The 16,898-nt window shown below is 72.0% G+C and carries 16 protein-coding genes and 3 pseudogenes; 10 read left to right on the forward strand and 9 right to left on the reverse strand.

Going from position 1 to position 16,898, the window contains the following annotated elements; genetic code table 11:
* A pseudogene (locus ND747_RS22710) lies at positions 1–498 on the forward strand (hypothetical protein); the annotation flags it as partial.
* A gap of 172 nt (positions 499–670) precedes the next feature.
* On the opposite strand, the gene ND747_RS22715 reads toward ND747_RS22710, so the two are convergent.
* Together ND747_RS22715 and ND747_RS22720 are read right to left on the reverse strand one after the other, a co-directional pair.
* On the reverse strand, positions 671–985 hold the full coding sequence (locus ND747_RS22715) for a hypothetical protein (protein ID WP_251736205.1): 315 nt from the start codon (positions 983–985) through the stop codon (positions 671–673).
* On the reverse strand, positions 982–1,761 hold the full coding sequence (locus tag ND747_RS22720; protein WP_251736206.1) for a MerR family transcriptional regulator: 780 nt from the start codon (positions 1,759–1,761) through the stop codon (positions 982–984). Before ND747_RS22720 ends, ND747_RS22715 begins: the two co-directional genes overlap by 4 nt.
* Positions 1,762–1,991: 230 nt before the next feature.
* Between ND747_RS22720 and ND747_RS22725 the strand changes: the two genes are divergently transcribed.
* Positions 1,992–2,435: a TIGR03618 family F420-dependent PPOX class oxidoreductase gene (locus tag ND747_RS22725; protein WP_251736207.1), complete on the forward strand. Its 444-nt coding sequence runs from the start codon at positions 1,992–1,994 to the stop codon at positions 2,433–2,435.
* Between the two features lie 329 nt (positions 2,436–2,764).
* Here the strand turns inward: ND747_RS22725 and ND747_RS22730 are convergent, their stop codons facing one another.
* On the reverse strand, positions 2,765–3,694 hold the full coding sequence (locus tag ND747_RS22730) for an NADP-dependent oxidoreductase (RefSeq protein WP_251736208.1): 930 nt from the start codon (positions 3,692–3,694) through the stop codon (positions 2,765–2,767).
* Between the two features lie 84 nt (positions 3,695–3,778).
* Between ND747_RS22730 and ND747_RS22735 the strand changes: the two are divergent.
* The 6 genes and pseudogenes from ND747_RS22735 to ND747_RS22760 form a co-directional block, all read left to right on the forward strand.
* Positions 3,779–4,345, forward strand: a pseudogene (locus ND747_RS22735) (TetR/AcrR family transcriptional regulator); the annotation flags it as partial.
* 107 nt (positions 4,346–4,452) lie between these two features.
* A pseudogene (locus ND747_RS22740) lies at positions 4,453–4,790 on the forward strand (SAM-dependent methyltransferase).
* A 120-nt stretch (positions 4,791–4,910) separates the two neighbouring features.
* Positions 4,911–5,732 (forward strand): enoyl-CoA hydratase-related protein, encoded by an 822-nt coding sequence (locus ND747_RS22745; protein ID WP_251736210.1) that lies wholly within the window; start codon positions 4,911–4,913, stop codon positions 5,730–5,732.
* Between the two features lie 428 nt (positions 5,733–6,160).
* Positions 6,161–7,375 (forward strand): beta-ketoacyl synthase, encoded by a 1,215-nt coding sequence (locus ND747_RS22750; RefSeq protein WP_251736211.1) that lies wholly within the window; start codon positions 6,161–6,163, stop codon positions 7,373–7,375.
* Between the two features lie 153 nt (positions 7,376–7,528).
* A complete protein-coding gene (locus ND747_RS22755; protein WP_251736213.1) occupies positions 7,529–7,777 on the forward strand; it encodes a hypothetical protein in 249 nt (82 codons plus the stop codon).
* Positions 7,777–8,256 (forward strand): hypothetical protein, encoded by a 480-nt coding sequence (locus ND747_RS22760; protein ID WP_251736214.1) that lies wholly within the window; start codon positions 7,777–7,779, stop codon positions 8,254–8,256. Before ND747_RS22755 ends, ND747_RS22760 begins: the two co-directional genes overlap by 1 nt.
* Before the next feature lie 53 nt (positions 8,257–8,309).
* On the opposite strand, the gene ND747_RS22765 is transcribed toward ND747_RS22760, so the two are convergent.
* The 6 genes from ND747_RS22765 to ND747_RS22790 form a co-directional block, all read right to left on the reverse strand.
* A complete protein-coding gene (locus ND747_RS22765) occupies positions 8,310–8,765 on the reverse strand; it encodes a cupin domain-containing protein (RefSeq protein ID WP_251736216.1) in 456 nt (151 codons plus the stop codon).
* A gap of 54 nt (positions 8,766–8,819) precedes the next feature.
* Positions 8,820–10,127, reverse strand: coding sequence for a cation diffusion facilitator family transporter (locus ND747_RS22770; RefSeq protein ID WP_251736218.1), 1,308 nt, complete (start codon positions 10,125–10,127; stop codon positions 8,820–8,822).
* A complete protein-coding gene (locus ND747_RS22775; protein ID WP_251736221.1) occupies positions 10,124–10,510 on the reverse strand; it encodes a helix-turn-helix transcriptional regulator in 387 nt (128 codons plus the stop codon). Before ND747_RS22775 ends, ND747_RS22770 begins: the two co-directional genes overlap by 4 nt.
* A gap of 171 nt (positions 10,511–10,681) precedes the next feature.
* Complete coding sequence (locus tag ND747_RS22780; RefSeq protein ID WP_251736223.1) at positions 10,682–11,623, reverse strand: ribose-phosphate pyrophosphokinase; 942 nt, start codon at positions 11,621–11,623, stop codon at positions 10,682–10,684.
* A 294-nt stretch (positions 11,624–11,917) separates the two neighbouring features.
* Complete coding sequence (locus tag ND747_RS22785) at positions 11,918–13,207, reverse strand: ABC transporter permease (RefSeq protein ID WP_251736225.1); 1,290 nt, start codon at positions 13,205–13,207, stop codon at positions 11,918–11,920.
* A complete protein-coding gene (locus ND747_RS22790) occupies positions 13,204–14,385 on the reverse strand; it encodes an ABC transporter ATP-binding protein (protein WP_374216302.1) in 1,182 nt (393 codons plus the stop codon). Before ND747_RS22790 ends, ND747_RS22785 begins: the two co-directional genes overlap by 4 nt.
* A gap of 764 nt (positions 14,386–15,149) precedes the next feature.
* On the opposite strand from ND747_RS22790, the gene ND747_RS22795 reads away from it, so the two are divergent.
* Together ND747_RS22795 and ND747_RS22800 are read left to right on the forward strand one after the other, a co-directional pair.
* Positions 15,150–16,040, forward strand: coding sequence for a MerR family transcriptional regulator (locus ND747_RS22795; protein ID WP_251736226.1), 891 nt, complete (start codon positions 15,150–15,152; stop codon positions 16,038–16,040).
* 181 nt (positions 16,041–16,221) lie between these two features.
* Positions 16,222–16,830 carry a GNAT family N-acetyltransferase gene (locus ND747_RS22800; RefSeq protein ID WP_251736228.1) on the forward strand — a complete coding sequence of 203 codons (609 nt, stop codon included), beginning with the start codon at positions 16,222–16,224 and terminating at the stop codon, positions 16,828–16,830.
* The last annotated feature ends 68 nt before the right edge of the window (positions 16,831–16,898 follow it).

Consider the following 16,898-nt stretch of genomic DNA (forward strand, 5'->3'; position numbering starts at 1 on the left):
GCCGAGACCCGCGTCGCCGACGCGGTCGCCGCCCGCGACCAGGCCGCAGCCGAACTCACCCAGCTGCGCCGCGACGCCGACCGCGACGCCCGCGCCACCGCCGAGCTACGCGCCGAACGCGACGCGCTGCGCGAGGACATCCGCACCGAACGCGCCGAGGCACTGCGGGGACGTCAGGCCGCCGACGCCGAGGCCGCCCGCGCCCGCGCCGACGCCGAGGCCGCCCTGCAACGCCACCGCGAACAGGCCGCCGCCGACCTGGAACGCGCCGCCGCCACCGCCGCCGCCGACACCGCCCGCCTGCGTGCCGAACATGAGGCCCGTCTGGACGCCGAACGCCAGGCCACCACCGAACGCCTCACCATCCTGGCCGACGCCCGCGCCGAGGCCCGACTGCGCGCCGAACGCGCCGAACGCCAGGCCGACGATCTCACCGCCGAACTGCGCACCCTGCGCGCCACCACCCGCTCGGGTTCGCGCTCCTCCGCGCACGAGTGACCCTTGACCCGGCCGGCGTCGGGGCAGGCCAGCCCGGATCCCGGGGGAGACGAGCCGGTCGGGTGGGGTGATCGGGGTGACGGTCCGGGTGTCCTGTTCGCAGGTCACCGGCACCACACCATCCGAACGGTACCGTCCGAACGGTACCGTCCGACGGCGCGACGGTGAGACTTCAGCGTGAGGTGGTCGTTGCCCTGTCCCGGTGGTCAGGGGAGGTGGGCAGGCCCAGGTCGACCGGTCCGGTGTCGGTCTGGCAGGCAGCGCGGCGGCGACGGCGGATCACGACAGCACCGAGGAGCGCGGCGACCGCCACCACGGCCAGGGCGGGAACCCAGACGGCAGCGACGGTCGCCGCGGCACCGACGGCGCCGAGCACGGCGAGCAGCGGGCCGGCGCAGCACACCACGCAGGCGGCGCCCGCCGCCGCAACGGTGGCGATCGTCGACCACGGAGACGCCCGACGGATCCTGGACGTGGAGGTCTTCATACGGGCGCTCCGAACAGGTCGGTCAGCAGGGCGGTGGCGGTTTCGGGGGCGCGGATGGTCAGAACCAGGGCGGTGGGGGTGAGGTGGAGGGTGAAGGCGAAGAAGGCGCAGCAGTCCTGCTCGGCCGCGGCGAGGGCGGCGATCCGCGCGGCGAGGTCGGGGCCGGGTGGGAACGTCAGGCGCAGCCCGCTGACAGTGTCCTCCCGGCTTTCTGCTTTCTGGAGCAGCCGGTGCCATCGAGCGACGCGTTCGGTCTGTTCACCGCTGCTGAGGGTGCAGGCCACCGGCGCGGTCTGCCATGCCTGATCGTCGGCGGGGAGGTCGGGCCGCCCCGAGGTGAACGTGAGCGGCACCGGACCCGGCTTCGCCGCGGCGGTGGTCAGGCAGCCGCAGTCCGGACCGCAGCGACCCGCCGGTGCCGGTTCAGCCAGCTCGCGGTGGAACGCGGCCAGGTGCGCCGCGAACACGGCCAGTTCCGCGGACCGCCGGTCGGCGTCGGCGATCCGGGCGGCGACGAGCGGCAGCATCCGTTCCCGGACCGCCGCGCAGACCCCCCGCTCCCACACGTTCAGCAGAGCACCGATCTCCTCCAGGGCCAGGCCGAGGAGCTTCGCGGAGGAGATGAACGCCAGTCGCTGCACCGCGTCGTCGTCGTAGACGCGGTAGCCCGACGGGGTGCGTTCGGCGGGCAGCAGCCCGGCGGTCTCGTAGAACCGCAGCGTGCTGGCCGGAACACCGGAGCGTTCCGCCAGCTGCGAGATGCGATAGGTGCCCATGACCTGGACGGTAAAGCTTCGACCCGACTCGAAGGTCAAGGCACAGGACGGAAGGCCGCGATCGACTCGCCTGCCGGTGGTGGGCCATGAGTCCCATCGGGGCGGCAGCGGACCGGTGACGACCTACCATGGGGCGTCACCGAACGGAATCCCGACCGGGAGGGACGTCACCGGGCGCGTCCGGGTTTCTGGGCGCCGGCCGACTGTCGCGACGAAGGGTGAACGACGACGTGACCAGCTTCGAGGACGCCGCCCAGCTCGGCCGGGCGGAAAGCGGCCTGGCCGTGATCTCGACGCAGCGGCCGGACGACGGTGTTCAGGCGTCCGTCGTCAACGTGGCCTTCATGGCGCATCCGCTGGACGAATCCGTGCCGCAGGTGGTGGGGTTCGTGACCTACGGCGCGGTGAAGCTCGCCAACCTGCGGGCCCGGCCGGCGGCGAGCGCGACCGTGCGCTCGGGCTGGCGGTGGGCGACGGTGGAGGGCATCGCGCGCCTCGTCGGCCCGGACGATCCCTACCCGGGGGTGGACGCCGAACGGCTGCGCCTGCTGCTGCGGGAGATCTTCCTGGCGGCCGGTGGCACCCACGACGACTGGCCCACCTACGACCGGACGATGCTCGAGCAGCGCCGCACCGCGGTGTTCCTCACCCCCACCCGCGTCTACGGCCCCTGACGCCACGCCCCCGACCGCCCCCCCGACTCCCACCGACCGGCCGTTGACGGCTCGGGACATCGATCTACTTCGAAAGCACCTTTAGGCAGCTGGGCCGACCTCTGCTCCACACCCGCGTTGCACACGCCGCACGGCTCGGGCGCAGTACGCCGACCACCACGCCGGCAGGCCCCACGGGGAGACGGCGCATCCGTCTCGCCGACGCGCTACCCGCCCGTCCGATCTGTTCCCTTCCGGGTGGAGTACCGACGGAGGGGAGACTCGGCATGATTCCTCAACTCATCGGTTGACGATAAGTGTGGTGAACCGGGTACGAGGACGGAGACGGGTCACAGCGTGATCACGATCTTGCCGTGGACGTGGCGTCCGGCTTGCAGTGTCACGGCATCGCGGATCTGCTCAAGCGGGAAGGTCGCGGCGATCGGCACGGTGATCCTGCCGGCGAGGATCGCGTCGGTGATCGTCTGCGGGGCGTCCGGGTCCGCGCCGCTGCCGCCGGTGGCGCGTACGCCGCCGGGAGGGTTGGGCCCCGCGGCGATGGTGGAGATCCGCTCGGGGGGAACACCGAGCGCGAGCGCGGTCTCGACCGTTTCGATGCCGAACAGGTCGGTTGCCGCGGTCACGCCCTCGGGCGCCAGGGTCCGCACCCGGTCCGCCAGCCCGAGGCCGTAGGCCACGGGTTCCGTACCGAACTGCCGGAGGAACTCGAACGTGCCCGGCGAGGCGGTCCCGATCACTCTGGCGCCGGCGAGCCTCGCGAGCTGCACGGCGAACACGCCCACACCGCCCGCGGCGCCGCCGATGAGGACGGTGTCGCCGGAGCGCAGGTCGATCGCCGCCAGGGCGGCGACGGCGGTCAGGCCGGCCACGGGAAGCGTGGCCGCCACCTCGTCGCTGATGCCCTCCGGCGTGTGCCAGAGCGGCCCGGACGCACTGGTGGGTGTCGTGATCACCACGAAGTCGGCGGCGGCCCTGGCCAGCGCGCCGCCGTAGACACGGTCACCCACAGCGAATCCCGTGGTGTCGTCGCCCACCTCGTCGACGACCCCGGCGAAGTCGTAGCCGAAACCGGATGGCACGGTGATGCCGAACTGCTCCGCCGCCCCGGCCCGCGAGGCAATGATCCAGTCCATGGGATTCAGCCCGGCGGCCGTCACGCGGATGCGGACCTCGCCCGGCCCGGCGTGCGGTTCCGGAACCTCCCGCAGCTGCAGTACCTCGGGACCTCCGAACGTCTCGTAGACAACAGCTCGGCTCATCAGGACCTCCAACAGGCTCAGCGATGGGACTTGGTCCCATCACTATACCCCTGTGATGAGACCAAGTCCCGTAGACTGTTGCCCATGGCCCGCTGGCAGCCCAACGCGGCAGAGCGACTCGTTGCCGCTGCCCTCGATCTGTTCGCGGAGCGGGGCTACGAAAACACGACGGTGATCGAGATCGCGGAGCGTGCCGGGCTCACGAAGAGCACCTTCTTCCGCCATTTCGCGGACAAGCGGGAGGTGCTCTTCGGCGCGGACGCGATGAGCGGACTACTCGTCGACGGGATCATCGCGGCGCCGGACACGGCAACCCCGCTCGACGCTGTCGCTCACGCCCTGGACGCGATCGGGAGGGAAGCCTTCACTCCCGATCGTCGCGAGTTCGGCGCTCGGCGGCGGGCGGTGATCGCCGCCAACCCGGAACTGCGGGAACGTGAGGCTCTGAAGGGCAGGGGCCTTACCGCATCGATGATCGACGCGCTCCGGCGCCGTGGTGTTCCCGACCTGGCCTCGCGCGTCGCCGCAGAGCTGGGCGCACTCACCTTGGCGATCGCCTATGAGCGCTGGAGCGACCCGACCAACGGCGACGAGTTCGGCGAAGTCGCCCGGCGGACACTGGGCGACGTGCAGACGGCCAGCGCCTTGTGCTCACGGTCGACTACGCCGTTCACGCCACCGAGATCCGCAGAATGGACATCAGCTCACCCCGGCCCCGGTAGCGCCTTCTCCCGTCATCGACGGGAGTCGCACCATCCGTGATCGCGATCCTGCACTTCGTTCCGGACGCCGACGACCCCTACCGCCTGGTCGCCCGGCTCGTGGACGCGCTGCCCGCCGGCAGCCATCTCACGATCTCCCACGGCACCGGCGACTTCGCCCCCGCCGTGCGCGACCAGGCGGCCACCGCCTACCTGGCACGGGGGTGTCCACGGCACCGCGCGACCGCGACGCGTTCGTCCGGTTCTTCGACGGTCTGGAGCTGCTCGACCCCGGGGTGACGGTCGCGCACCGCCGGCGTCCCGACGACCAGGTTCCCCCTGACCTCACCGACGCCCAGGTCAGCTCCTACGTCGCCGTCGCCCGCAAACCCTGACGCGTCCCGTCGGGACCGTTGTCGGCACCGCAAAACGCAGCTGTGCACGCCGGACGTGCTACAGCTGAACGGGTGCGGTCACGGTGACCGCACCTGTGAGACGACCGTGGGAGACCCGCGATGACGACGGCCACCACCGGGGCCAGCCCCGAAGCCGCCCCCGAGGACGATCTGCTGCTCGAGCGGCGCGGCCCGATCCTGATCCTGCGGCTCAACCGGCCGGAGTCACGCAACGCCCTGACCGGGGAGCTGGCCTCCGACCTGGGCGCGGCGCTGATCGACGCCGAGAACGACCCGGACATCCGCGCGGTCGTGCTCACCGCCACCGGCGACCGGGCGTTCTGCGTCGGCATGGACCTCAAGGTGTTCTCCAGCGGGGTCAAGCGGGAGCGCACCGACCGGCAGAAAGCCGGGATCGTAGCGTTTCGCCGGATGATCCGTGGCGAGATCAAGGTGCCGCTGATCGGGGCGGCCAACGGCACGGCGGTCGGCGGTGGCTTCGAGCTGCTGCTGTCGTGCGACCTGGTCGTGCTGGCCGCGAAGGGCAAGTACGGCCTGCCGGAGGTCAAGCGCGGACTGATCGCCTCCGGCGGTGGGGTGGTCTACCTCGGGACCCGGCTACCGCTGGCCCTCGCCCTGGAACTCGCGCTCACCGGCGACTACGTCGACGGGACCCGCGCGCAGGCGCTGGGCCTGGCCAACCGGGTCGTCCCGGCCGAGCAGGTCCTCGACGAAGCCCTCGCCCTCGCCACCTCGATCGCGGCCAACGGTCCGCTGGCCGTCGAGGCCACCAAGCAGGCCGTGCGCCTGGCCGCCGGCGAAACAACCGCGATCTTCGACCGGCTCTCCGAACTGGAGAAGGTCGTGTTCGCCACCGACGACGCCAAGGAAGGCGCCCGGTCGTTCATCGAGAAGCGCGCCCCGCAGTGGAAGGGCCGCTGACCCGCACGTCTGTTGCCGCGACGGCCCCGTTCGGATCTGGGTGTCCCAGGGCCGCCGGACCCCTGCCCCCTGCCCCCTGCCCCCGGACGCCGGACGCCGGCGGTCGGCGGTTTTTGTGGGCAGGCTACAAGCCTGCGTCGTGAGTCTGGGCGCCACCAGCCCTGGGCCGCACATCCGGACGGCTGACAGGCTGCACGGACACATCTGACGCACCCGTCGGACGGACACGTCGGCGCCATGGCCACAAGCCGACGCGCGTGCGACTCGGCGGTCGCCGGCGGACACGTCCGTCGATGGGAGCATCGGCGGACAAGCGGACAACACGCGGCGGCGGGCGCCCTCGGCGGACAACGTCGGCGAGGGCGACGACGAGGGACACCGGGGCGGTCACGGTCAGCCCCCCGGTCACAAGGGAGAGGGACGAGCGGATGGCGGACGAACGGATCATGGTCACCGGGCTTGGCGCGATGACCCCGCTCGGTGGTGACCTGCCCACCAGCTGGGACGGTCTGGTCGCCGGCGCCTCCGGCGTCAGCCTCGTCGAGGACGACTGGGCCCGTGACCTGCCGGTGCGTCTGGCCGCCCGGCTGCCCGTCGACCCGGCCGCGTCCCTGCCGCGCACCGAGGCCCGCAAGCTCGACCGCGGCGAGCAGATGGCGCTGGTCGCCGCCCGCGAGGCCTGGGCACAAGCCGGCCGGCCCGAGGTCGACCCGTACCGGCTCGCCGTGGTCATCGGCACCGGCTACGGCGGGGTGCAGTCCACGCTCACCCAACACCGCATCGTCGAGGCCGGCAACGCCCGCCGGATGTCCCCGCACGCGATCATCATGCTGATGGCCAACGGCCCGGCCGCCTGGGTCGCCATCGACCTCGGTGCCCGCGGCGGCGCGCGCACCCCGGTCAGCGCCTGCGCGTCCGGCGCCGAGGCCATCGCGATCGGCATGGAGATGATCGAGAACGGCCAGGCCGACGTCGTCGTCGCCGGCGGCGTCGAGGCGCCGGTGGACAACCTGCCGCTGGCCGCGTTCGCGCAGATGCGCGCCCTGTCCACCCGCCACGACGACCCGGCCGCGGCCTCGCGTCCCTTCGACGCCGACCGGGACGGGTTCGTCCTCGGCGAGGGAGCCGCGATCGTGGTGCTCGAACGCGAGTCGTTCGCCGCCGCCCGCGGCGCCCGGGCGCTGGCCGTGGCCGCCGGCTGCGCGGTCAACTGCGACGCCATCGACATCGTCGCCGCCGACCCCGCCAACCAGGCCCGGGCGATCACCACCGCGCTGACCCGCGGCGGCATCGCCCCCACCGACATCGACCTCGTCCATGCCCACGCCACCTCCACCCCCGCCGGCGACCCGCGTGAGGCCGAGGCGATCGAGGCCGCGATCGGCGCGCACCCCGCCGTCACCGCCACCAAGGCGATGACCGGTCACACCCTCGGTGCCGCCGGAGCGATCGGCGCGGCCGCGACCATCTGCGCGCTGCGCGACGGCCTGATCCCCCCGATCCGCAACCTGGACCGTCTCGACCCCGCGGTCAAACTCGACGTCGTCACCGGCACCGCCCGTCCCGGCGTGCTGCGCGCCGCCGTCGCCAACGCCTTCGGTTTCGGCGGCCACAACGCCGCGCTCGTCTTCACCGCCGCCTGAGCCCGACCCGGCCCGGCCCGGTTCCGACCGGCCCGGGCCGGTTCCGCTCCGAGTCCGCTCAAGGTGTGCTCCGGGTCGGGCCGTCGTAGGTTCGGAGTGGGCGTGCGAGCATCACGACCTGCGCGCCTGGCCGACGAGCAGGGGAGCGTCATCATGGTGCAGACCCAGACCAGTGCGGACCGAGCCGTTGTCGACTGGACGGATCTGGGCAAGGATCTGTGGTCCTTCCTGACCGGGAAGGGCGCAGTGATCAACTACCAGTTCGTGGACATGCTCGTCGAGGTACCGCGCGACACCGGGCCCGACGCCGCCCGCGCGACCTGGCGCCTGCACGGCACGCTGCGCATCGTCACCTCGGACAACGACTCCGCGCACGGCGCCGCAAACGGCGCCGTGCGCTAGTGGCAGCCCGCTTCGAGGGCGACGTCGCCTTCAGCGTCGAGGAGGGCTCCGGGTCGGTCGGCGGGCGTTTTGAGGCGTCCGGTGACCGCATCCGGATCACCACCGGCCAACCGGCTCGGCTGTGGTCGGCCGCGGGAGATCTCCTCACCGCCCTCGCCGCCGTGCCGGCCGGCACGCTGCCGGGATCCCTTCCCCGCGGACGTGCCGGCCTGCGGGACCTCGCCGACACCCTCGCCGCCGAGGGCATGACGGTCGAGATCCACGGCCCGACCGGCCCGCTGGTCACCCTCGGGGCCGAGGTGGACTCCCGCACCGGCGCTGTCTCCACGGGCAGCCGCCGGGTGGAACCTCACCTGCCCGTCGCCCATCCCAACCTGCCCCACCCGACCGGACGGGCCGTCGCCCTGGGTTTCGCCGCGTTCGCGGCGTTCGCCGCCGGCTTCGCGGCATGCAGCCAGATCCGCCGCCGGCATCCCTGACGACGAAGCGTTCCTTGAGGTGTCCACCGCCACCGCCGGGCCAGGTGGCCCGGTCAGGGCAGCAGATCGCTGTCATGGCGACGGTAGATCTCCCCCACCAGGTTGGGATCCGGCGCGCCGCCCGGCGGCATGATCGCACCGATGTCGGCCATGAACCGCAGGCCGGCGTCACCCGGGCTCCACAGCCCGAGCACCCGGGCGGGTCTGCTGGCCGGGTTGGCGAAGGTGTGTCGCACACCGCGCGGCGCCAGGCAGAAGGCACCGGCCGGCGCCTCGACCGGATCGGCCTGGCCGTAGGTGAGCAGCAGAACGCCCTCGAGCACGTAGAGGGCCTCGTCGAAGCCGCGGTGCGCGTGTGGCACCGGCCCGGCGAACCGCGGCGGCACGACCATGTCCGCGGCGGACAACGAGTCCGCTCCGGAGGCCGGCTCGGCGAGAACCGCCATCGGCTGCCCCGCATACACGAAGGTGCGGGCATCCACCGGACGAATCACAGTGCCATGGCTCATGAGCCAGCAGTATTCCACCGGATCATCGCCGCGAGGACCCAGACGGCGGGCACCTCACCGTGGCCCGACGCCTTCGCTGATATCGCTCCGCATGTCGCCCCGGACGTCGCGGCCGTCACCCGGACCGACGGACGACGTCCCGGGACGGCCCCCGCCGAGGCCGCAGGGATCACCGGGCGGCGGAACACAGGGCTCGCATTCGGCCTCGACGGTCACATGGGTGATGCCGTGCCGGGCGGCGAGCATCGCGCGGATCTCGTCGGAGACCTCGCGGGCCTGTGCCAGACTCGGATGCCCGCCGCCGCCGTCGCCGTCGGCGGGGTCGAGATGCCCGAGCTCCACGTGTACGGACGCGGCGAACACCTGGTCGGACAGGCTCCACACATGCAGGTCGTGGACGTCCAGCACATGGTCATGGCGCAGGATGTCGGCGCGCACGACGGCGACGTCGAGAGTGTCCGGGGCCGCCTCCAGCAGCACCCGTGAGGCGCTGACCAGCAGCCGCACACCCTGGGCGGCGATCAGCAGCGAGATCGCCAGCGACACCGTCGGGTCCAGCCAGTACCAGCCGCCGACCAGCCAGATCACCAGCCCGGAGACAGCCACCGCGACCGACACGGCCGCATCCCCGGCCAGGTGCAGGACCGCCGCGCGGGTGTTGAGGTCACCGTCGCGGTCGCGGACCACCAGCGCACACCCACCGTTGATCACCGCGGCGATCAGGGCGACGGCGACCACCAGCGGCCCGTCGACACTCGCCGACGACCCGAGCCGACGCAGCGCCTCGACGGCCAGCAACGCCGTGACCACCAGGATCGCGGCGGCGTTCGCCTGCGCGGCGAGCACCGGCCAGCGCACCCCACCGAACGTCCGGCGCGCCGACGGCGGACGCTGCGACAGCATCAGCGCCACCAGCGCGAGCGCGACCCCGGCGGTGTCGGTCAGGTTGTGCCCGGCATCCGCGAGCAACCCGATCGACCCGGCCGCGATCCCCGCGATCGCCTGCACCACCACGATCGCCAGGTTCAGCCCCGTCGCCGCCCACAACCGCCGCCGCTGCGCCCCCGTCGTCCGCCCGAGGGCCACCCCGTGCTGATGCCCATGCCCCCCATGCCCCCCATGCCCCTGCCGGTGACCCCCGTGGCCAGGGCCGTCAGAGCCGCGCCCACCATGGTCGTGATGGTCGTGGTCGTGGTCGCCGCCCGGGTCGGTCTCACCATGATCGTGGATGTCGTGGGCCCCACGAGCCCCCCGAAATTCATGATCATGGTGGCCGTGGTCGGTATGGGCCTCCTGGCTGGCATGGGTGTCGCGCCAGCCGTCGGTCTCGGACGGGTCGCCGTCACGCGCGGGCATGGTCATGGCGCGGTGACGCCACGGGGCTGCGGCCCGGACGGGTCGACGTCGAGGTCGGCGACGTCGAGGTCGGCGACGAAGGTGTGCAGATGGTCGGGGTCAACGGCGAGCACCACGTCGAGCAGGTCACCGAGGGCGTGGTGGAGCTTGTCGTCGGCGAGCTCGTAACGCTGGCGGCGGCCCTCCGGCGTGGCGACGACCAGGCCGCAACCACGCAGGCAGGCCAGATGGTTGGACAGGTTCGTCCGGCTCACCCCGAGTGCCTCGGCCAGCTCCGACGGATACGCCCCACCGGAGCGCAGCACCAGCAGCAGCCGGGCCCGGGTCGGATCGGACAACGCGTGCCCGAACCGGGCCAGGACCTCCGCCGAGGACGCAAGGACAACCATCTCTCAACGGTACAGCGAACGCTGACATCAGCCAACCCTGAACTGTTGCACCCCGCCGGCCCACCGCATGGCGTGACAGGCAGCGGGCCGGCGGGGTGCGACGCCTGCGACGGCGTCACACCGACCAGCACGCGTCACACCCGCCGCCAGCCGCCGGGCCGGCGTCGAACGTCAGGCGTCGAACAGGGCGCTGACGGACTCGCCGTTGTGGATGCGCCGGATCGCCTCGGCCAACGGCGGCGCCACCGTGAGCACCGTCAGCTCCGGCACCCGCTCCCCGAGCGGCACCGGCACCGTGTTCGTGCACACGATCTCGGCGACCTCCGGCTGGTCGGCGATCCGCTTGAGCGCCCCGGACGAGAACAACCCGTGCGTGCAGGCCACCCGCACCGACCGCACGCCCAGCTCCCGCAACCGTTCCAGCAGCTCGAGCACCGTGCTGCCCTTGGCGATCTCGTCGTCCAGGACGATGACGTCCTTGCCGGCGACCTCACCGATCACCGCGGAGATACTCACCCGGTCGTCGGCGAACCGCTGCTTGGCGCCCGCCGCCACCCCCACCCCGAGCATCCGCGCGAACGCCGCGGCCTCCTTGGCGTTGCCCAGGTCCGGCGAGACGACCACCGTGTTCGACAGATCATGGCGCCGGAAGTGCTTGGCCAGCTCCCGCAGGGCGTGCAGATGGTCGACGGGAATGCTGAAGAACCCGTGCACCTGCGGGGAGTGCAACGTCATCGCGAGCACCCGGCTCGCCCCCGCCGCCACCAGCAGGTCGGCCACCAGCCGTCCACCGATGGAGATGCGCGGCGCATCCTTCTTGTCGGAACGCGCATAGGCATAGTGGGGGAGGACGACGGTGGTCCGCGCCGCCGACGCCCCCCTGGCCGCGTCCAACATGAGCAGCAGCTCGACCAGGTTCTCCTGCACCGGGGCGACAAGCGGCTGGATCAGGAACACGTCACGCTCCCGGCAGTTCGCCGGCAGCTGCACCTCCAGACAGTCGTTGGCGAAACGTTGCACCCGTACCCGGTGCAACGGCACCCCGAGATGGGCGCAGATCTCCTCGGCGAGGCTGGGGTGGGCACTGCCGCTGAAGACGGCGATGTCGCGCACGAACCGCTCCCTGTCCTGTTCTCCGGCGTCCCGCGACGCTGCGGGCCGGCGGGACGTCCCACCCCGACACCGGCCGCACCCGACGCCCGTCGCACGACACCACCTGCCGCACCACGCCACGCCCCGCAACACCGGGTCGACCACACGTCGCAGCATGTCTCGATGTCTCGATGTCTCGCTGCGCGGCCTGGCCGGACGTCCCCGATCGTCCCGGATGCTACCGAGCCGACCCCCGTTCACGCCCCGTTTCCCGACCAGCCTCACCTTTCCGCGACCTCCACCACACCTATGGGGTCAGGTGGGGCGCAGGGCGTCACGCAGGGAGACCCGGGTGCCGGAGCGTCGCACGGCGTTGCCGTACACCCGGCCGGCAAGCCACACCAGGGCGACGATCAGCGCCACCGCCAGCACCACCGCGACCAGCACCTGCCACACGGCCACGCTGCCGATCCCGATCAGCATCGGCATGAGGATCGGCGCGAACAGCGGGATCATCGCAAGGATCAGGACCAGCCCACTGTCCGGGGACGCCGGCAGCACCGTCAGCCCCAGCACATACGGGATGACCAGCGCCATGACGATCGGCATGGTCACCCCGGTGGCGTCCTCCTGCCGGCTGACCAGCGCCCCGGCGCCGGCGAACAGCATCGCGTACATGGCGAACCCGAGCAGGTACCACAGCAGGGCGGTGGCAACCGAACCGACGGCGATACCCGCGGGAATGCCCAGTTGCCCGGTGGCCAGCCCCAGGCCCACCCCGACCGCACCGATGAGTGTCAGCTGGGCCAGGGCCACCGCGCCGATCCCCAGCACCTTGCCGGCCATCAGCTGCCAGGGCCGCACCACCGCCAGCAGCAGTTCCACCACCCGGGACGACTTCTCCTCGATCACTCCCTGCGCCACCTGCGGACCGAAGGTGATCAGCGAGATGTAGATCAGACCGCCGGCGAGCAACCCCAGCAGCAGCCGCGACCCCTCATGCTCCTTCTTCGGATGCAGCTCGGTGACATCGACCCCGGCCGTCTGCACGGCCCGTCCGACCGTCGCCGGATCGCCCCCGAGCGAGGCGATCTGCCCTTCCAGCGCCGCCTGGCGGGCGGCCACCGTCAGCACCGACGTGAGCGTGTCGCCCAGGTCGTCCTTCACCGCCACCTGATAGCTGCCAGACGACGTGAGCTGGGCGAACGCGTCCACATCCCCGTCGAGGACGGCCCTGGCCCCCGCAGCGGCGTCGGGCACCGTGCGGACCTGCACGTCGGCGTCCAACGACCGGCCCGCGGCGAGGATCGTGGCGGCCTGCCGTCCGTCCACCGCGGTGAGCGCGACCGTCCGCGTCGGCGACGAGCCGTCCACCGCGTGCAGAATCAGCACCGTCGCGGCGATCGCCACCACGAACAACGCCGTGGTCACCTGGAACGCCCGCGACCGCAGCCGCAGCGTGATCTCCCGCATCGCCACGAGCCGCAGCACCCGCCCCGACCCGAGTGCCTCCACCGCGAGCTCGCCGTCGCCTGCGCCACGACCGTCCACCCCGCGACCGTCCACGTCGGGCGCACCCGTACCGCTGTGGCCTGCACCGTTCATGAGGTCGGCTCCGAAACATCCATGGACGTCGAGGGTCCGGCTGCCGGCCGGCCGGGCGCCGACGAAGCCGACCGCGTGGGCGGCGTGGGCGGCGTGGGCGGCGTGGGCGGATCAGGCTCCGCAGAAGGCGATGGTGCGGGGACGGAAGCACCGGTCACGGCCACGGGGCCACCCGCGGCACCAGGACCACCGATCCCGCCTCCTGCGCCAGGATCGGCCGCGGAGCTGCTCACGACAGGATCAGTCGCGCCGGCGCGGGTCGCACGGGCAGCAGCGGTGGGGTCGGCGACGACCTGGCGGAACAGCTCGGCCAGCGACGGACGGCGGCGGCGGAACTCCCGTACGGGGCCCGCGGCCAATGCCGCGCGCAGGACCACCTGGTCGTCCGCGTCCGGGGCGAGCTCGAGCACCGTCGACGTTCCCTCGGACGCCCACCCACGCACCCCGGGCAGACCCTCCGCCCAGCTCTCGGGCGTGGCGGGGACGTCCACGACGAGCCGGCCCGGACCGGCCGAGCGCAACGCGTCCACCGTGTCGCAGGCGACCATCCGCCCGGAGCGCACGATCCCGACCCGGTCACACAGCCGCTCGACCAGCTCCAGCTGATGACTGGAGAACACCACCGGCACCCCGGCCGCGCGCCGCTCGGTGAGCACCTCGCTCATCACGTCCACCGCGACCGGGTCCAGCCCGGAGAACGGCTCGTCGAGCACCAGCACCACCGGGTCATGCACCAGCGCCGCGGCAAGCTGCACCCGCTGCTGGTTGCCCAGGCTGAGCTTCTGCACCTCGTCATCACGCCGCTCGGCAACCCCGAGCCGCTCCGTCCAGCGCTCCACCGCCCGACGCGCCGCCGCTGGACCGAGCCCGTGCAGCTGCGCGAGATAGCCGAGCTGCTCGGCCACCTTCATCCGCGGATACAGCCCGCGTTCCTCCGGCATGTAACCGATCCGCCGACGGGCGGCCAGGCCGAGCCGCACGCCGTCGTACCGCACCTCACCGGCGTCCGCGGCGAGCACCCCGAGGATGATTCGCATCGCCGTCGTCTTGCCCGCGCCGTTGCTGCCGACGAAACCGAACAGCTCACCGGCCCGCACGTCGAACGACATCGCGTCCAGCGCCACGACCTCGCCGTACCGCTTGGATACCCGGTCGACCTCCAGCCGCCCGTCGCCCATCCGGCCCCTCTCCGATGTCCGCCACCGCTTCGCCAGTGCTTCGCCGCCCTCGACGACGCCTGCTATCACCCACGATGAGCGCACCGTACCGCTGTGCCCGACATCACGGGCACCCCGGTTGATCGACCGCCTTCCGCGACCCTGCCCGTCCTACACCGCCACCTGCAGGTTCCCTGCCCACGCATCGCCCGGCCGCCATCTGCCATCTGCCATCTGCAGAGCCGACCGCCGGTGACAAGCCGACCCGACATCCTCCACCTGCCAGCGACGGGACAGGCACCCAAAGTCGCCGATTCGGACTGCTGCGGCTGCTACGCCTGTTTTCTGGGGGAGTTTTTGTTCCATTTTGCTTTTGATCTTGTTTGGGTGGCGCGAGATGTCGTCAACACCGTTGATTATCTTGAAGGGGGACGCCGGATCATTACCCACAGCGATCACAGATCGACGTCTGGTGGCTTGGGGATCGGCAAGCCACATGTGGAGGGGTGTTCTGGAATCCGGGCCATATTTCCCGAACAAGCCTCCACGTGGCCTCCGCGACCGAAGATTTTTGAGGCTCAGGTCGCGGTCGACCGCAGCGCCACTCCCCCACGCCCGCCGACGGCCCCGAGCCGCTCGTCGGGCGCCCGGTCGGGGGGCGCCACTCCCCCATGCCCGCCGACGGCCCGAGAGGTGACGAGAGGTGACCGCCGGCCGGTGTACACGGCACGGTCGACGCGGAGGCTTGACCCTGACACGGTGTGAGGTCGTAGACCGGTGGAACCATGTTGAGTATCGGAGATGTCGCCCGCCATGGCCGGGTGTCGGTGCGCATGCTGCGCCACTACGACGCGATCGGCCTGCTACGCCCGGCCCGGGTGGACCCGGGCACCGGTTACCGGTTCTACACCGCCGCTCAGCTCGCGCGGCTGCACCGCATCGTCGCACTCCGGGAGCTCGGGTTCGGCCTGACGGAGGTGGCTGACCTGCTCGACGAGCAGGTCAGCACCGAGCAGATGCGCGGCATGCTGCGGCTGCGCGAGGCCGAGCTGCACGCCCGGATCGTCGCCGACACCACCCGTCTGGACCAGCTACGGGCCCGTCTTCGCACCATCGAAAGCGAGGGAACCATGCCTGTCGTCGACGTGACCATCAAGGCCCTGCCCGCCGTGCGGGTCGCCGAGCTCACCGCCACCGCACGCGGCCTGGAGCCGCTGTCGATCGGTCCGGTGGTGCGCGCCCTGTTCGGCCGTCTCGTCGCCGCCCTGGCCCAGGCGTCGCTGGAGCCGACCGGCCCGGCCATCGCCTACTACGTCGAAGCCGGCGACGTCGAGGCCGGCGACGACGAGCAGGTCGTCGTCCACGCCGCCCTTCCGGTGGACGCCCCGCCCCCCACCGCACCACCGACCACGCCGATCGGTGACGGCGTCGCGATCGTGGACCTGCCCGCCGTCGAGCAGGCGGCCACCGTCATCCACGAGGGTTCGATGGACGACTGCCTGCCCACCTACCAGGCGCTCGCTGCCTGGATCGAGAACGCCGGCTACCGCGACGCCGGCCCCGGCCGCGAGATCACGCTCGCCTTCTCCCCCGACAACCCCGCCGACTGCAGCGCCTGGATCACCGAGATCCAACAGCCCATCACCCGCACACAGCTTCTCATGAATCTTGGTTGATCCTCCTCGTTCGCGAAACATCACCATGCAACTACCATGCGTCCGGATGGCGGCCCTGTCGCTGCCACGCCCGGGGCTGCTCCACGAACCGTGGTCGCTCAGTCCGAACGTCACCGCGCCCAGCAACCACACGTCGCGCCCCGACCGCGGCACTCTCGCGACAAAATGGTCAACCAGTACCGTGACGGTGGGTGCCGGGTCGGTGGGTGCCGGGTCGGTGGGTGCCGGGTCGGTGGGTGCCGGGTCGGTGGCCCGCCCGCGGGAGAATCGACGGGTGGAGATCCGTCCGGCCACTGCCGATGACGTCGAGCGGATCGCGCGGGTGGATGTCCTCGCCCGGCAGGCCGGGTACCAGGGACTGCTCCCCCAGCACCTGCTCGATGGTCTGCGCGCGGCGGACCAGGTCCCGAAGTGGACCGCGGCCGTCCGTGAGGCGGCCTGGCCGCACCGCGGCACGCTCGTCGCGGTCGTCAGCGGCGACGTCGTCGGCTTCGTGAGTGTGCGCCCCGCCGAGGACGATGACCCCGGCGTGGCCGGGATGGGCGAGATCTCCTCGTTCCACGTGCTGCCGGCGCTCTGGAGCCACGGCATCGGACGGTGCCTGATGGTCGCGGCGACCGCAACAATGGCGGTCGCCGGCCATCCGTCCGCGCTGTTGTGGGTCGTGCAGACCAACATCCGTGCGATCCGCTTCTACACCCACCGTGGCTGGCGGCCCGACGGCGCCACCCGCGACGACGTCGTCGACCACGTCACCCTCCGCCTCCGCTACCGGAGGGAACTGCGATGACCATCGTGTGCCGCGGTACGCCAACCATGGCCGGACGGGGCCGAGCGGAGTCGACAGCAGCAGTCGAC

Origin of the sequence: Frankia sp. R82 (genome assembly GCF_023716925.1) — a bacterium.
Classification (GTDB): Bacteria; Actinomycetota; Actinomycetes; order Frankiales; family Frankiaceae; genus Frankia.

What these genes read in the sequence shown, in the direction of transcription:
- ND747_RS22770 (WP_251736218.1), bottom strand. Translation starts at nt 10,127, where the DNA reads ATGACCATGCCCGCGCGTGACGGCGACCCGTCCGAGACCGACGGCTGG.
- ND747_RS22755 (WP_251736213.1), top strand. Translation starts at nt 7,529, where the DNA reads ATGGTGCAGACCCAGACCAGTGCGGACCGAGCCGTTGTCGACTGGACG.
- ND747_RS22785 (WP_251736225.1), bottom strand. Translation starts at nt 13,207, where the DNA reads ATGAACGGTGCAGGCCACAGCGGTACGGGTGCGCCCGACGTGGACGGT.
- ND747_RS22790 (WP_374216302.1), bottom strand. Translation starts at nt 14,385, where the DNA reads ATGGGCGACGGGCGGCTGGAGGTCGACCGGGTATCCAAGCGGTACGGC.
- ND747_RS22765 (WP_251736216.1), bottom strand. Translation starts at nt 8,765, where the DNA reads ATGAGCCATGGCACTGTGATTCGTCCGGTGGATGCCCGCACCTTCGTG.
- ND747_RS22745 (WP_251736210.1), top strand. Translation starts at nt 4,911, where the DNA reads ATGACGACGGCCACCACCGGGGCCAGCCCCGAAGCCGCCCCCGAGGAC.
- ND747_RS22715 (WP_251736205.1), bottom strand. Translation starts at nt 985, where the DNA reads ATGAAGACCTCCACGTCCAGGATCCGTCGGGCGTCTCCGTGGTCGACG.
- ND747_RS22730 (WP_251736208.1), bottom strand. Translation starts at nt 3,694, where the DNA reads ATGAGCCGAGCTGTTGTCTACGAGACGTTCGGAGGTCCCGAGGTACTG.
- ND747_RS22720 (WP_251736206.1), bottom strand. Translation starts at nt 1,761, where the DNA reads ATGGGCACCTATCGCATCTCGCAGCTGGCGGAACGCTCCGGTGTTCCG.
- ND747_RS22795 (WP_251736226.1), top strand. Translation starts at nt 15,150, where the DNA reads ATGTTGAGTATCGGAGATGTCGCCCGCCATGGCCGGGTGTCGGTGCGC.
- ND747_RS22750 (WP_251736211.1), top strand. Translation starts at nt 6,161, where the DNA reads ATGGCGGACGAACGGATCATGGTCACCGGGCTTGGCGCGATGACCCCG.
- ND747_RS22775 (WP_251736221.1), bottom strand. Translation starts at nt 10,510, where the DNA reads ATGGTTGTCCTTGCGTCCTCGGCGGAGGTCCTGGCCCGGTTCGGGCAC.